The 14,032-nt window shown below is 69.4% G+C and carries 15 protein-coding genes and 4 tRNA genes; 8 read left to right on the top strand and 11 right to left on the bottom strand.

Annotated elements, in window-relative coordinates; all coding sequences use genetic code 11:
- The first annotated feature begins 20 nt into the window (after positions 1–20).
- The 3 genes from ABEA04_RS17165 to ABEA04_RS17155 all read left to right on the top strand — a co-directional run bounded on the left by ABEA04_RS17165 (position 21) and on the right by ABEA04_RS17155 (position 1,183).
- Positions 21–494: a hypothetical protein gene (locus ABEA04_RS17165; RefSeq protein WP_345461372.1), complete on the top strand. Its 474-nt coding sequence runs from the start codon at positions 21–23 to the stop codon at positions 492–494.
- 78 nt (positions 495–572) lie between these two features.
- Positions 573–872 (top strand): hypothetical protein, encoded by a 300-nt coding sequence (locus tag ABEA04_RS17160; protein WP_345461370.1) that lies wholly within the window; start codon positions 573–575, stop codon positions 870–872.
- The gene (locus ABEA04_RS17155) at positions 869–1,183 is read left to right on the top strand and encodes a hypothetical protein (RefSeq protein WP_345461368.1); all 315 of its coding nucleotides are present in this window, start codon (positions 869–871) and stop codon (positions 1,181–1,183) included. Before ABEA04_RS17160 ends, ABEA04_RS17155 begins: the two co-directional genes overlap by 4 nt.
- A gap of 403 nt (positions 1,184–1,586) precedes the next feature.
- Here the strand turns inward: ABEA04_RS17155 and ABEA04_RS17150 are convergent, their stop codons facing one another.
- From ABEA04_RS17150 to ABEA04_RS17130, 5 genes are all read right to left on the bottom strand, one after another.
- Positions 1,587–2,195: a HEPN domain-containing protein gene (locus ABEA04_RS17150; RefSeq protein ID WP_345461365.1), complete on the bottom strand. Its 609-nt coding sequence runs from the start codon at positions 2,193–2,195 to the stop codon at positions 1,587–1,589.
- Positions 2,182–3,414, bottom strand: coding sequence for a DUF262 domain-containing protein (locus tag ABEA04_RS17145; RefSeq protein ID WP_345461362.1), 1,233 nt, complete (start codon positions 3,412–3,414; stop codon positions 2,182–2,184). The genes ABEA04_RS17150 and ABEA04_RS17145 overlap by 14 nt, the downstream gene beginning before the upstream one ends.
- 98 nt (positions 3,415–3,512) lie before the next feature.
- Positions 3,513–4,178 carry a tyrosine-type recombinase/integrase gene (locus tag ABEA04_RS17140; RefSeq protein ID WP_345461792.1) on the bottom strand — a complete coding sequence of 222 codons (666 nt, stop codon included), beginning with the start codon at positions 4,176–4,178 and terminating at the stop codon, positions 3,513–3,515.
- Between the two features lie 15 nt (positions 4,179–4,193).
- Positions 4,194–4,772 (bottom strand): hypothetical protein, encoded by a 579-nt coding sequence (locus ABEA04_RS17135; RefSeq protein ID WP_345461359.1) that lies wholly within the window; start codon positions 4,770–4,772, stop codon positions 4,194–4,196.
- A 160-nt stretch (positions 4,773–4,932) separates the two neighbouring features.
- Positions 4,933–5,004 (bottom strand) — tRNA-Val (locus tag ABEA04_RS17130).
- 136 nt (positions 5,005–5,140) lie between these two features.
- Here ABEA04_RS17130 and ABEA04_RS17125 point away from each other — a divergent pair.
- Positions 5,141–5,554: an SsgA family sporulation/cell division regulator gene (locus ABEA04_RS17125; RefSeq protein ID WP_345461356.1), complete on the top strand. Its 414-nt coding sequence runs from the start codon at positions 5,141–5,143 to the stop codon at positions 5,552–5,554.
- 7 nt (positions 5,555–5,561) lie between these two features.
- Here ABEA04_RS17125 and ABEA04_RS17120 read toward each other — a convergent pair whose 3' ends face one another.
- The gene (locus ABEA04_RS17120) at positions 5,562–6,380 is read right to left on the bottom strand and encodes an aminotransferase class IV (protein ID WP_345461353.1); all 819 of its coding nucleotides are present in this window, start codon (positions 6,378–6,380) and stop codon (positions 5,562–5,564) included.
- 136 nt (positions 6,381–6,516) lie between these two features.
- On the opposite strand from ABEA04_RS17120, the gene ABEA04_RS17115 reads away from it, so the two are divergent.
- The 4 genes from ABEA04_RS17115 to ABEA04_RS17100 all read left to right on the top strand — a co-directional run bounded on the left by ABEA04_RS17115 (position 6,517) and on the right by ABEA04_RS17100 (position 7,267).
- Positions 6,517–6,589, top strand: a tRNA-Gly gene (locus ABEA04_RS17115).
- A 38-nt stretch (positions 6,590–6,627) separates the two neighbouring features.
- A tRNA-Cys gene (locus ABEA04_RS17110) sits at positions 6,628–6,701 on the top strand.
- Between the two features lie 24 nt (positions 6,702–6,725).
- Positions 6,726–6,800: transfer RNA gene (locus tag ABEA04_RS17105), tRNA-Val, on the top strand.
- Between the two features lie 179 nt (positions 6,801–6,979).
- On the top strand, positions 6,980–7,267 hold the full coding sequence (locus ABEA04_RS17100) for an excalibur calcium-binding domain-containing protein (RefSeq protein ID WP_345461350.1): 288 nt from the start codon (positions 6,980–6,982) through the stop codon (positions 7,265–7,267).
- A 68-nt stretch (positions 7,268–7,335) separates the two neighbouring features.
- Here the strand turns inward: ABEA04_RS17100 and ABEA04_RS17095 are convergent, their stop codons facing one another.
- The 5 genes from ABEA04_RS17095 to pgfA all read right to left on the bottom strand — a co-directional run bounded on the left by ABEA04_RS17095 (position 7,336) and on the right by pgfA (position 13,982).
- The gene (locus tag ABEA04_RS17095; protein ID WP_345461347.1) at positions 7,336–8,685 is read right to left on the bottom strand and encodes an HAD family hydrolase; all 1,350 of its coding nucleotides are present in this window, start codon (positions 8,683–8,685) and stop codon (positions 7,336–7,338) included.
- Positions 8,686–8,695: 10 nt separating this feature from the next.
- Positions 8,696–10,867, bottom strand: coding sequence for a transglutaminaseTgpA domain-containing protein (locus ABEA04_RS17090; RefSeq protein ID WP_345461344.1), 2,172 nt, complete (start codon positions 10,865–10,867; stop codon positions 8,696–8,698).
- On the bottom strand, positions 10,864–11,997 hold the full coding sequence (locus tag ABEA04_RS17085) for a DUF58 domain-containing protein (protein WP_345461341.1): 1,134 nt from the start codon (positions 11,995–11,997) through the stop codon (positions 10,864–10,866). Before ABEA04_RS17085 ends, ABEA04_RS17090 begins: the two co-directional genes overlap by 4 nt.
- Before the next feature lie 61 nt (positions 11,998–12,058).
- Positions 12,059–13,033 (bottom strand): AAA family ATPase, encoded by a 975-nt coding sequence (locus ABEA04_RS17080; protein WP_345461338.1) that lies wholly within the window; start codon positions 13,031–13,033, stop codon positions 12,059–12,061.
- Between the two features lie 37 nt (positions 13,034–13,070).
- Positions 13,071–13,982 carry a cell envelope lipid trafficking protein PgfA gene (gene pgfA / locus ABEA04_RS17075; protein ID WP_345461335.1) on the bottom strand — a complete coding sequence of 304 codons (912 nt, stop codon included), beginning with the start codon at positions 13,980–13,982 and terminating at the stop codon, positions 13,071–13,073.
- Positions 13,983–14,032: the final 50 nt, after the last annotated feature.

The raw sequence follows: 14,032 nt of genomic DNA, 5'->3' as shown, positions 1-14,032 counted from the left end.
GCCGACAGGACACAATGTTGGTGGCGCCCGTCGACGCGCGCAGGGAGATTCATCGTCTGGCTGATTGCCCGGCGTCGGCGAAACATCGACCGTACGCTCGCGGGCTGAAGACCGTCGTCCTCGATGCCAACGAGCTGTCGCGAGACTTTATGTGCAGAGGTCTGAAGTACCAGCTCCTGGAGCACATGTTCCACGCGACTTGGTTGACCGTTTACGTGCCCGCTGTTGTTCTCGAGGAACTGGTTGCAAACCACCAGCGGGCCGTCGAGCGGAGTGACGGCGAGATCACTCAGATCGCCAAGGTGAGGCGACGTCTCGGTCTAACCCCCATTGCAACGGTGGCGGACCAGTTCGACTACCGGGCATACATAACCGAGCGCTGGGATGAGCGGCTCGCCTTCAACGTCCTCCCGTGGCCAACGGTCCCCCATGAAGAACTTGTGGAGCGGGCCGTGATGCATCTGCCGCCTTTCAACTCGAAGGGCAGCGGATAGCGGGACGCGCTCATCTGGTCGGACGTACTGGCGCTCGCCGCGGAGGGACTCGACATCGCGTTCGTATCATCCGACAGAGTGTTCGGCGATGCAGGAGGCAAACTTGCTGACGTCCTCCAGGAGGACGTGAACCGAGTCGGTGGCAGGGTCGAGTTGATTCGCGACTTTGGAGCGTGGCTCCTTGAGCAGCTTCCGTGGGAGGCTGAGAGCTTGCCCGCGGCCGTCAAGATCAGTCGGGATGCCGAGTTCTACGACTTCTACCTGAAGTCCGACTTCCAGTCGGAACTTGTCCCAGAACTGGCCGACCTCGGTTTCGACACGGCTCCCTATTCGGTAACCATCGAAGACGTGGAGTGGAACGGCCACTTCGGTCCGTGAGCGAGGCAGCTGTCCCGCCCGACCTGACCTTGGTCGAGTACGACATCGGCCAGTCGGTGCGTTTCACAGCGGTGTTCGACCGTGAGGTCGGGGGAGAAGACGACTGGGAGGGGTCGCGTCTCGAAGTCGGCGGCGGATGGCAAGTGACCGGTTCCATCCCAATGGTTGTCCGGTCGGCCGTTCTCTTCGGCGGAGAGTTCGGACTCAGCATCGACGAGGTGGCATGGCGACGAGCTGATGGCCGCGGCCCAGGCCGTGAAATCTATCGACCCGAGCTTGACTCTGCGCAGTTGGCTCTAGACCTCGCGTGATGACGTTCTTTCAGGTCCATTGCAGAGCTCCGAGAGACGGCGGTTAGATGCGCACATGGCGGATGAAGACCTTCGACGGGCGTAGAACACTAGGCCACGGTGTGCATGAGTCGCCGCCGCGGGTACGCGTACTGCGAGCAGAACAATCATGGCACCGCCTTGCGCTGACGGGTCACCTTCGTGACAACCGAAGACGGGCCTACCGCCAACCAACTGCGCAGACGGGTGGGCAATACTGGTTTCGAACCAGTGATCTCTACGGTGTGAATCCCCGAGTGAGTGTCGCCACACCTTCGCGCCGGCGGGCTCACGCTACGACGTGCACCCGCTGGGTGCGGCGGTACGAGCAGACTGGCGGCTCGCATGCGCAACCCGAACCCCACGTCGGACCTCAAAACGCCCGCTACTTGCGCTTGAGCGCAACCAAGAGTGGCTCCAGTTGCAGGAGGCCGCTGAGGACATCGTTGACAGTCCGCTGCGAGATGCCCGGATCAGGTGGCGTCTGCACCCGCTTCGCTGACGTGTGAGCAACCAAGCCGCGTAGAGCTCCGAACGTGTCCATGTCACCCAGCCAAACAGGATCAAGGTCTCCGTCGCTCACGCCGATGGGCAAGAGCAGCCTGAGGAGGTTCTTCTGCCTGATGCCGTGGTTGTCCCGTGTGACGTAGTCACCATGTTTCTTGATGACATTCTTCACGGTTGCGTCGAGTGTGTCGTTGGGGCTTTGCTTTGCGAGCGACGCCGGCGGCGCGAGTTGCTTGTCGTTGTACATCATCAGCGTCGTCACACACCGACTGAGGCGCTGGTGGTCGATCCACCGGTCCCGAGCCGCTGTCAGGACCCCGGCGACCATGTCTTCGACGTAGTTTTCGATCTCAGCGTGAACGAGCAGCACGAATCCTCGAACGTAGTCGTATTCCTCAGCCGAGTATCGGGCCTTCGGCGACGGGAGGAACCGTGCAGCCAGTTGGCTCGTACGGCGATCGAGATGGTTGTACCTAGCTGTAGGCAATCCGACCGTCCACGCCTCGACTTGGAATAGGAACCGCCGGAGCGGAGCCAAGTAGGAGTGAGAGGCTCGCTCCCCAGATTGAGAGCCGATCGTAGATCGAATCCGTGCTCTTGGTCGTTGTGGTCACAGATTCACGGAACTCCAGGTTCTCACAAGCGGCCTTGAACGCCTCGATCACCTCGGCGGACTTGTCCAGCATCCCGGCACGAATGTCGGCGTCGCAGGCATAGAACATCAGCGCATCAAAAACTGCCCGGTTGAACGGTCGCTCGTACTGGTTGAGGTTCCACCTTCGGAAGGCATCCCTTCCGAAGATGGAAGTGACGGCCCGGACGCCCTCAAGGCATTGCTGGGCCTCAGCCTCGACCCGGGATGGATCCTTCGCCATCTCCACATTCAACGACTTACACGTGAAATCGAAGAGGTCCTTCAGATTGCCTGTGTACTCTGGCAGGAAGCGCGTGAACGCGAAGAACCGAACGAGTAGTTCAACGTCCCGCATACGAAAGTCTGGGCGACCGTCCCGACGCATGAGCGAGGCGAAGTCGGTGTTCTCGGCGGTGTAGTCATTCACGAACGCCACGAACTTGCCCGGATGCAGCGCCTGCCTGAGTTCTTGAGGGCTCAGCGGGACGTTGGCAGTGTTCAGCCGCAGGAACACCAGGTAGAGGAACTCCTCGCGCTTCCAGTTCCGTACCACCATCGTCCGGATGGTTTGGGTGTCGAGCGCAAGACGTTCTGCCTCCGGCAGCGCTTCGTACGAAAAGCGGTTGAGGTCTTTTCGAAGGTCAAGCCCACTGAGTTTGAAGTCGCCGCGTGCGAACTGCTCGATGCTGAGAAGGCGCTGTTTCCCGTCCAGCACCAAGAACTCTCCGCGGCGTCCCTTTCGCTCCGCGAGGACTACCTGCGGAACGGGTAGTCCGACGATCAGCGACTCAATGAACCGGCTCTTCTTTCGGCGATCCCAGGCATCTCGGCGCTGGAAGATGGGATCAAGCTCCAGGTTTCCGCGCAGGATCTGACTGAGCAGAGTCTCCGTCGTCCAGTCGGTAGATACCACCATGGCGTCGAAGGTCTCTTCGCCCGAGAGATCTCCAAGATCGTCCTCGGTCTCCGCGAAGAGCTCATCCTCCTCGTTCGACTCTCGGACGTCCTCGTCGGGTTGTTTAGTCATCTCGTCCTTTGCCGTCACCACTACTTCGATCTGGATGGCCTCCACAGTAGCCATCTGCGTCTCGCTCGCGATAGGAGTGGAAGAGGCCGAGGGCCGCAAACCAAGGCAACACGAGCGCGGCCACCGCAGGCTGCTGGTGGTCACTAGAACCTCCTCTTGAAGCCGTGCCGGCGCTTGATGGCCTCCAGGGCTTCCACCGCGCGCCGACCCGCGTCTTCCATGGCCTTGGTGTATCGACGAGTTGTCGCGAACCGTATGTGACCCACTAGCTCCATTACCGCCGGCAGATCCGCGCCCCCGGCCAAGAGCCAGCTGATGTGGCTCGCCCTGAGCGCGTGGAACTTCAGGTACGGGAGGCCTGCACGCTCAATGCCGCGGCGCCACACTTGCTCGCGGAAGTAAGTCCGTGAGATCGGCAGGCCTCCCGGCCATGCTGCCTTACGGAGGACCGTCCAGCGGTCAGGCAATACCTGGTTCGGCTGCTTGCCGAACGTCGGTCGCTCCACTTGGCACATGCCTCCGGCCTTGTTGGGCATCGACAAGAGCAGGTCGTCGGCAGTCAAACCTCGCGTGGCAATCACATGAGATACACATGCGCGCGCGTCGTCACTGAGCGAGACCATCTTGAGGTTCGCCCGCGGCCCCTCCTTGGGATAGTCCTTGAAGAGGTACGGCGTGCCGTTAGCGGTTTGCGAGATTGGGAGTTCCAGAAGGACCCTATTCACCGTGGCCACCTGGTAGTTCAGCGAAAGGTCCGAGACCTTAAGGCCGGTCAGATCGCCCCACCTCAAACCGGTCTCGACGTCCAGACGAACAACGGGCAGCTACCACGGGTCGAGCGCATCAAGAAGGGGGCCCACCTCTTCCAGGCTGTAGATCTTGACCGGCTTCGTCACCCGGCGCGGGATCTCAACTCCATGGCACGGGTTCACCTTGATCAAACCGTCGCGGAGGGCACTTGCGGCCCCGCGAGGCTGCGAGGATCGTTTGGAGGTCATGAAGCGCCCCTCAATTGTCGTGGCCGACAGCCCGTCGGCACGCATCCGCGCCACCCAGCCCTGAACGTGTGAGGTGCGAATCTGCCGCAGCTCCAGCCGACCAAAGCGCGCCCGGATGCCGCGCTTGGGAGCGTTCCAGTGAGCTCTGTAGGTGTTGCGAGTCGTAAGTTCTCCGCCTCGATTCGCGAGCCAGAAGCCCTCGAAGCACTCAGCGACCGTCATGCGTCCAGGCAGTGGGTCAAACCAGGATCCCTCTCGGACCTTGGCCTCTTCGTCACGCGCCGCGATCAGCGCGCCACGCTTCGTTGGGCAAGTCGCCGTCTTGCGACGCTGGACGCTGCCGTCCTCGGCCGTGACGTAGTAGGTGCCGCGGTAGCCGCGGCCGTCCTTCTTAGAACCAGCCATTGGGACTGTCCTCTTCTGTGTGAAGCAGGACAGAGGCATCGGTTTCCGCTCGTGCACAGATTGCGCGAACGGGGTCCCCAATGGACCCCAAATAGCCCCCACGGCCTTGAATGGCCGGGAGTTGGTCGAGCGGATACTGCCTCTGACCTGCGGTTTTGTGTGGGCGATACTGGGTTCGAACCAGTGACCTCTTCGGTGTGAACGAAGCGCGCTACCACTGCGCCAATCGCCCGTGCGGTCGCTGACTGTAGCCCATCTGCGGGGGCCTCTGAGAAATCCGCGGCGGCAGTGCAACCGAACCACTCCCGAGGGCGTCCTAGGAGGTAGGGGGCTGCTGTCCCCACGGCTCTCGGACAGGGGTTCCAGACATGACGCAACCGCCGCGTGCTCCCGCGGTCAGCGCCGACATCGCGCTCCACTGCGACGACCAGCAGGGTCGACCGATGGCGTTCATCGCCACGTTCTCCTACGACCCGCACGACCCGTTCGCCGTCGTCGTCACCTTCCACGTGCCGGCGGGCGACATCCCGTGGACGATCGCCCGCTCGCTGCTCACGCAGGGGCTGGCCGAGCCGTGCGGGGAGGGTGACGTCCGGTTGCGGCCGGCGGTCGACGAGGACGGGCGGGCCGTCGTCCGCATGGACTTCCACTCCCCCGAGGGGCGGCTGCGGGCCGGCGTCCGCACCGGCGAGCTGCTCTCGTTCCTGCGGCGCACGTGGCTGGCCGTCGCGCCGGGTGAGGAGTCGATCGACCTCGACTCCCTCGTCGCCGCGCTGCGCTAGCTGCCGGCTACTGCCCGAGCAGCTCGGGCTCCCGCGCGCGCCAGGTGGCAGCCGCGGCCCGGGTCACCTCGCCGACCGCGAGCTCGCGGTCGCCCCACCGCGTCACCGGCTGGACGTCACGGGTGGTGGAGACCAGGAAGACCTCGTCGGCCTGCTCGGCCACCTCGATCGGCTCGTCGACCTCGCGCCCGCCGTGCCAGTCGAGCAGCAGGGCGCGGGTGACGCCGGCGAGGCAGCCGCTGGCGAGCGTGGGGGTGCGCAGCTCGCCGTCGACGACGTAGAAGACGTTGGTGCCGGTGCCCTCGCAGAGGTGGCCGGCCAGGTTGGCGAAGACCGCCTCCCCCGCGCCCTGCCGCTGCGCCTCGGCGAGCGCGACGACGTTCTCGGCGTACGACGTCGTCTTCAACCCCGCGAGCGCACCGTGCTCGTTGCGCCGCCACGGCACGGTCACCACGGCGGCGGTCTCGGGCTGTGCGCCCATCGGGGCGGCGACCACGACGACGGTCGGCGGGTGGTCGCCCCGCCCGGAGCCCAGCGGTGCCGGCCCGCCGGTGACGGTGATGCGGATGCGGCCGAGCGGGAGGTCCTGACCCGCGAGGACGGCGTCCACCCCGGCCCGGACGACGGCGTCGTCCACGACCGGCAGGCCCAGGCCGGCGGCCGAGCGGGCGAGCCGCTCGAGGTGCAGCGTGAGCGCGAACGGCTGTCCGTCGACGACCTTGATCGCCTCGAAGACGCCGTCGCCGACGGTGAGGCCGTGGTCGACGACGGACACCGCCGGGCCGGTCGGGTCGTCGAGCAGTGTTCCGTCGATCCAGGCGCGCATGCGCGACACGATGGCACGCGAGGCACCGCTGCGGCGCGCCGAGGCATACCCGGTTTGGCGGCCCCGAGGGCATCGGTTAGTGTTCACACGCGCACCAAGCAGAACGGCCCCGGCCGCTCACGCAACCGTGCCGCAGGCGGACATAGCTCAGTTGGTAGAGCGCAACCTTGCCAAGGTTGAGGTCGCGAGTTCGAGTCTCGTTGTCCGCTCGGAGAGGTCAGTGTCCCGGCCTCCAGCCTGGAACCATGGTGGGTTGGCCGAGAGGCGAGGCAACGGACTGCAAATCCGTCTACACGGGTTCAAATCCCGTACCCACCTCCACGCACAGCTCCACAGCACCACCCCGGGCGATTGGCGCAGCGGTAGCGCGCTTCCTTGACACGGAAGAGGTCACTGGTTCAAACCCAGTATCGCCCACCAGTCACCGAGGCCCCCGATCTGCAGCCGCAGGCCGGGGGCCTTCGTCGTCCCCGCCCCCGGTGCGGTGCCCAGCACGATTCCGGACGCCGCGCAGGCGGTTGGCGACAGACCCGTCCCCAGGGGTGAACGGGCGGCGAAACGCGACCTGGTCCCCCGGCTCGCGACCTACGGTCCGCGGCGTGAACAAGATCCCCGCCGCGATCGCGGCCGCCGTCCTGACCCTGTCCACCACCGCCGTCGCCGTGGCCGTCGCCTCCCCCAGCGAGGCGGGCGGGCTCGGCTACTCCAACTGCGACGCGCTGCACCGCGACTACAAGCACGGCGTCGCCAAGAGCAGGGCAGCCGCGGCCAAGCAGGTGCGCGACGGCTACGGCCGCCCGGCCTTCGGCAAGCGCGCCAAGCGTGTCTACGCCGTCAACCACCGCAGCCTGGACCGCGACGGCGACGGGACCGCCTGCGAGGCCTGAGCCTCGGCACGACGACGCCCCCGCCGTCCGCGAGCGCGGTCGACGGGGGCGTCGGCGTGCCTGTCGGGTCAGCCGTGCACCCGGTCGGGCTGGTCGGGGACGACGCCGCCGCGCCGGCGGACCGGGCCGAAGCTGCCGTCCCGCTGCTCGGCGCCCTCGGTGGAGCACGGGTAGCGCCCGTCGAGCTTCGGCAGCGGGTCGATGAACATCGGGGTCACCAGCCACTTGCCGTCGGCGCCGTAGCGGCCGCGGAAGAACGCCCGGCACATGATCTCGTTGCTGTTGCGGTTGAGCACGATGTGCGCGCGGGTGGCGTCACGCACCATGACCACGTCGGTCGAGGCGTCGCCGCCGGCGATCACCGGCCGCAGCCGCTTCGGGGCGAGGCGCAGCGCAGCCTTGCCCTGGATGCCGAGGATCTCCTGGTTCACCCAGCAGCGCTTGCCCTGCACGTACGGCATGATCCGCTGGTTGCCGTCGCGGTAGCCGCCGCAGCCGAGCAGGTCCGGCGTCACGCGGCCGTTGCGCAGCACGGTGCGGATGCCGATGGTGTGGCGCGCGGGGACGCCGGCGCCGGGCGACCACACCTTGGCCCACAGGTCGGGCGAGGCGCTGACGACCCACGGCGTGATGCCGGCAGCCTTCAGCGTGCGGATCAGGTCGCGCTGCGGCTGGTAGTAGCGCACCCACCGGATCTGGCGCGTGCTGCCCACCCGCCACGTCGCGCCCTTCGGCGACGACAGCGCGACGCGCCGGGCGTCGCGTGCGATGCGCTTGACCTGCTTCGGCGTGCGACCGGCCATCAGCTGCGCCATCCAGATGTAGCCGGCGTTGAGGTGGCGGTGGTCGTAGCGGCCCGCGAAGCCGGGCTTGCCGTCGGTCGTGGTCTGCTCCAGGCGCATCGAGAGGATCTCGTCGGCGCACCGGATCGCCTGGGGCGTGCGGCGTCCGGTGGGCAGCCGCTCCCCCGCCGGCGCGAGCGGACCGCAGGCCCGGCGCAGCGCCTTCGCGGCGGCCGGGGTGAGCCAGCGGTTGGTCGTCGTCCAGTCCTTGCGGCGGGGCTGCAGCACGAGGCCCTGGCGGATCAGCCAGAACGTCGTCTGGTCGCTGATGTCGTTCTTGATCATCGTGTTGTCCCAGTCGAAGACCGCGACCGGGTTGCCCTTCACCGGGCCCGAGCAGCGGCCGACGTCGTCGATGACGCGCTGCAGCCGCTCGCCGACGTCGCCGTACCACCGGTCGGCGAGCTCGAGCTGCGGACAGGCCCGGGCCGGCTCGGCCGCCGCCGGTGGCGGGGCCGCCGGCGGGGACGCCGCTCGCGACGCCGCGAGCGGCGCGAGCAGGGTGACGGCGAGTGCCGCGACGGTGGCGGCGCTCAGCGTGCGGAGCAACGGACGACGACGTCGGATCTGGTGCACCCGTCGCACGCTACGACCCCGCGACACCCGCAGGAACCCCCCGCGGGCGCCGGCTCGCCCAGGCAGAGACGAGGGAGCCGGGGTGCAGCGAGGCGGTCAGCCGGCGCGGCAGCGGCGCCGCGGCGAGGACGGCGCGACGCTCGGCCTGGGCGGCGTCCCAGAAGGCCTGCTGGGCGTGGTCGGCGGTCGGGTCCGGCGCGAACACCGCGACGTCGGCGGCGCGCGCGAGCTCCAGGCCGGTGCCGAGCCGACGGGCCTGGGCGAGCCGACCGAGGTGCTCGGGCACGGGCCGGCCGCTGTCGCGGGCGGCGTCCACGACCTCCTGCCACGCGTGCACGTAGACCATCGGCCAGCCCGCGCGGCGGCGCCGGCGACGTCGCATCAGCTTGACCAGCGGCACCAGCACCACGCCGAGCAGCAGGACGCCGGCGAGCGCGAGCCCCGTGGTGCGGAGCGCGCTGCCGAGCCCGGGCTCGTCGGCCGCGTCGGGGGTGGCGGCCGGGTCGGGCAGCCGCGGGTCGCGTTGGTCGCGCAGCCAGTCGTCGGGCGGCGTCGCCGGCGGGTCCTCCTGCGCCGGCTGCTCCGGTCCGATCGAGCGCGAGCCGAGGTAGCTCGGCTGCCGGATGATCCGCCAGGTGCCGTCGTCGACCTGCACCTCGACCCACGACTCGACATCGGTCTCGGCGACGCGGCCGCGACGGTCGGGGTAGGCACCGACGACCAGGCGCGCCGGGACGTCGAGCCGTGAGGCGGCCAGCGCGACCAGGGCGGTGTACTGGTGCGGCGTGCCCACGACCCGACGCGCCCCCAGGAAGTCGCGACCGAGGTCGTCGGTGGTCTGGGGCGAGGCGCCGTCGAGGCGCACCAGCCCGTTGGTGCGCAAGTAGCGCATGAACGTGACCAGGCGCTGCATCGGGTCGGTGCGCAGCCGCTCGAACGGGCGCAGGTAGCGGTCGAGCGCGCGACCGGCCGGCTGCCGCTGGTCGCCGTCGATCTCGGCCGCGCGGGTCGAGGGGCTCCATCGGGTCTCGGGCAGCACCGCGGTCAGCGTGTAGCGGTCGCGCGGGTCGACGCCGTCGACGACGAGGGCCGTGCCGGTCGACTGGTTGTAGCGCACCTGATCGATCAGGGTGCGCCCGCCGGTGTAGTCGAGCTCGAGGCTCGTCAGCTCGCCCACGGTGGGCAGCCAGTCACTGCGGTAGCCCGGCCGGATCCGCACCTCGACCGTGACCTCGTCGCCGTCGGTGAGCGGCGTGATGCTGCCACCGACGCGCTGGAAGGTGCCTTCGGCGGCGTCGCCAGGCGAGCGCTCGGCGGCGACCCACGCCGTGCCGTCGTACTGGTCGAGGGCCGCGAAGCGCACCGGCGTGCCACGTGGGACGCCGGTCGCCCGCAGCAGCTCGCGGCGTCCGGCACCGTGCAGCGACCAGGGGTCGGAGACGTCGGCGGTGTCGACGCGCTCGGCGGCCCGCCCTCGCAGCACGACGCGGTCGGTCGCGTCGGCCACCGGCAGGACGCTGGTGACGACCGTGGACACGACCCCGATCGTCAGCGCCGCCACCACCAGCTGCGCGAACGGCGAGCGGTCGCCCGGCCGGCGCGCGACGACCCGCTCCTGGCGCACCGCGGCCCACCACAGGCACAGCACCGCGACGACCCCGGCCCGCAGCAGGAGCGAGCCCGGCGCCGAGCTGCCCACGAAGATGGCCGCCGCGAGCCCCACCAGCACCGGGACGGCCGGCACGAACGGACGCCGCGTGCCCAGGGCGAGCCAGGCCGCCGTCCCGCCGGCGAGGTAGCCGATCGCGAACGGCACCAGCATCACGGTGCCGTCGGCCACCACCGGCGGCAGCGTGCTGACGAGGTCGAGCGGCGCCGTCGGCGTCTCGCCGAGCACCCGACCCGTCGTCGAGGTCGACGGCACGACGTAGTCGCCGGGGTCCTTCAGCGCGACGAGCGCCCCGACGGGGGCGTAGAGCAGGATCATCGCCACCGCGTAGAACCAGCCGCCGTGCTCGACCCGGGCGAGCCACGCCGCCAGCACCACCGCGAGGACGACGGGCGCGAGCCCCACCACCAGGTAGCCGCGTGAGGCGAAGGTGACGTCGAGGACGCTCAAGACGACGCCTGTGGTCACCAGCACCATCACGGCGTCGAGCAGCGCCCCGCGCGCGGTGGTCATCGGCGTCCCATCGCGAGCAGTCCGGGCAGCTGGGCGAGGCCCGCGGCGACCACCTCGCGCTCGGCGCGGACCTCGCTCGACCGGGCCGCCGCGGAGGGATCGGCCACGACGCTCATGCGCGAGACGTCGCGGTGGAAGGACGACGCGGCGCCACGCAGCTCGGACGGCGCCCGCCCGGACCCGGTCACCTGCACCACCAGCCCGGTCGCCGCGACCGCGGTGGCCGCCGCGGCCGCGACCGCGCGGTAGTCACCGGCCTGGCGGGTGAACGCGCAGGTGCGGTCGAGGACGGCGTCGGCCACCCGCCCGGTCACCACCTCGTCGCCACAGCGCAGGTAGACCTCGAGGTCGTCACGGGTGGCGCGCAGCGCCAGCGAGGCCGCGATGGAGACGGCCAGCTCGAACTCGGCGCTGCCGCGGTAGGACGCCGGCTCGTGGTCGACCAGCACGGTCACGTGCCCGCGTCGCGTGGTGTGGTACTGACGCACCTGCAGCCGCGACGTCTTCGCCGACGACCGCCAGTGCACGTGGCGCAGGTCGTCGCCGGGGGCGTACTCGCGCAGGGCGTGGAAGGCGAGATCGCTCATGGACAGCTGCTCGCTGGCGCTGCCCTCGAGGTCGTTGCTGAGGCCGGTGGCGAACCCCGGCACGTCGCGCGTGCGCGGTCGCACCAGCACGGTCTGCCCGGTCGAGACCTCGACGCCGCGACGCGTGAGCCTGACCGGGTCGGCCCGCACGTAGCGGACCGGGCCGGCGCGGTAGACGCCCCGCGGCCTGGCGGGCAGCTCGACGGCGCGGGTCAGGGTCGCGAAGGGTGCCAGGAAGGGCACCGCGACCACCGCGGACGTCGCACCGTAGGGCACCTCGAAGCGTGCCCCGAGCAGCGGCAGCGCGCCCGCGTGCACCTCGAGCTCGGCCGTCGGGACGCCGCCGCCGTCCTGCACGCGCCGGGGGCCCACCTGCAGCTCGGCCCGCGGCTGGCCCGGCAGGCACACCCACACGACGCCGAGCACGACGAGCGTGACGGCCACGGTGCCGAAGACCACGAACTCCTGCCAGGCGAGCCACAGCCCGAGGGAGAGCACGAGAGCGCCGCACGGCAGCACGGCCCGACCCAGCGGGGTCAGCACACCGACCGCGGCCCGGCCTCCGATCCGTCGACGCTCGCCGCCGACGGCGGGACCGACGTCGTCAGGCACGACGGCGCGGCGCCGCCACCCGCCCGAGCAGCGAGTCGACCACCTCGGTCACCGATGCGCCACCGAAGAGCGCCTCGGGCTGCAGCAGCAGCCGGTGGCAGAGCACCTCGTGCGCCACGGTCTCGACGTCCTCGGGCACGACGTGCCCGCGGCCCTCGGCGAGCGCCCAGGTGCGGGCGGACCGCACCCAGGCAAGGCAGCCGCGCGAGGAGATGCCGAGCCGGACGTCGTCGGCCTCGCGGGAGGCCTCGGCCACCATGCGCACGTAGGTGACGATGGCGCGGTCGACGTGCACCAGGTCGGCCAGGGACCGCATGCGCAGCACGTCGGCGGTGCCGGCCACCGGGGTGAGGCCGGCCGCCCGGTCGCGGATGCGCGATGCCAGCAGCAGCTCTTCGGTGGCCTCGGGCCCGGGGTGGCCGACGCTGGTGCGCATCAGGAACCGGTCGAGCTGGGCCTCGGGCAGCTGGTAGGTGCCGGCCTGCTCGATCGGGTTCTGGGTTGCGATCACGACGAACGGCTCGCCCAGGTCGTGGGTCTCACCGTCGACGGTGACGTGCCCCTCCTCCATCGCCTCCAGGAGCGCGGCCTGGGTCTTGGGCGAGGCACGGTTGATCTCGTCGGCCAGCAGCACGCTGTGGAAGACCGGTCCGGGGTGGAACCGGAACTCGCCGCGCCCCTGGTCGTAGACCGTCACCCCGGTGACGTCGGACGGGAGCAGGTCGGGCGTGAACTGGATGCGGGCGAAGCTGCAGTCGAGCGACTTCGCCATCGACCGGGCGAGCATCGTCTTGCCGGTGCCGGGCAGGTCCTCGAGCAGCAGGTGACCGCCGGTCACCAGGCACGACAGCGACATCCGGACGACGTGGCGCTTGCCGAGCAACGCCTGCTCGACGTTCGCGACGACCCGCTCGAAGGTGGAGGCGAACCACGCGACGTCGTCGGCTCCGAGGGCGTCCGGCGTCATGGGAACGGCGGCGGTGCTGATGTCGTCGGGCCTCGTCCTAGACCGAGACGCCGGTGCGCTCGTCGTCCTCGCTGGGCTGCTGCTCCTCGCGGCGGGCGAGCAGCGAGAGCGCGACGCCGACGAGCAGCAGCGGGATGCCGACCACGTAGCCGATGATCGGCACCGTCTTGCGCACGAGGTTGAGCTTGGAGACGTTCGACTTCGCCTCGTCGACCGACTCGGTGACCTCCTCATCCGTGAACGCGATGTCGACGGAGATGAAGGGGTTGCCGTCGGAGTCGACCCGCTCCTGCTGGTCGGTCTGGTTGACGATCGAGCCGGTGAGCGGCTCGATCCAGATCTCCTTGCGGTCGGTGTAGGTGCCGTCGATGTCCTCGGTGAGCTGGACCGGCGCGTCGTCGACGGCGACGGTGTAGACGTAGACGTCGAGCCCCTGGAGGGTCTCGGTGCGGTCGTAGTCGGCCTGCACGGCCTGGCCCATCACGCTGTCCCAGTACTGGTAGGACTTCTTCTCGGCCTCGAACGGCCACTTGTTGATGAGGCCGGTCTTCTGCTCGGCCCCGGCCGGTGCGACGTCGGGGTCGTTGACGGCCTCGCCCGTGGTGCGGTCGCTGGCAAAGGCGTCGCTCCCCGCGGTGATGAGCCGGTCGTCGGGGTCGTTCGCCTCGACGCAGCCGTCGACCTCGCCGACGTCCTTGACCAGGCAGGAGAACGTCTCCCACACCACGACGTCGTCGGTCGACTTCGCCGAGTCGACCCGGGTGTAGCTGTAGGCCTTGACGGGGGTCTCCTCGCCGCCGACCACCGCCGTGCCGGCGAGCCTGGTGGTGCTGTCGGTGTCCAACGGCACCTTCAGCAGGGCGGACGACGCCCACACCTGGGCGAGAACCGCCGTCACCAGCAGAAACATGCCGACCACCAACGCGGCCAGGCTCAGCTTCGATCGCACGAGCGCCCCTCCCAAGGATCCCTCAAGTCCGACGCACCCTAGCAACGTCG

Source organism: Nocardioides marinquilinus (assembly GCF_039543705.1).
Classification (GTDB): Bacteria; Actinomycetota; Actinomycetes; order Propionibacteriales; family Nocardioidaceae; genus Nocardioides; species Nocardioides marinquilinus.
Note: the sequence above shows the minus strand (reverse complement) of the source record. Positions and strands in the feature narration are given on the sequence as shown.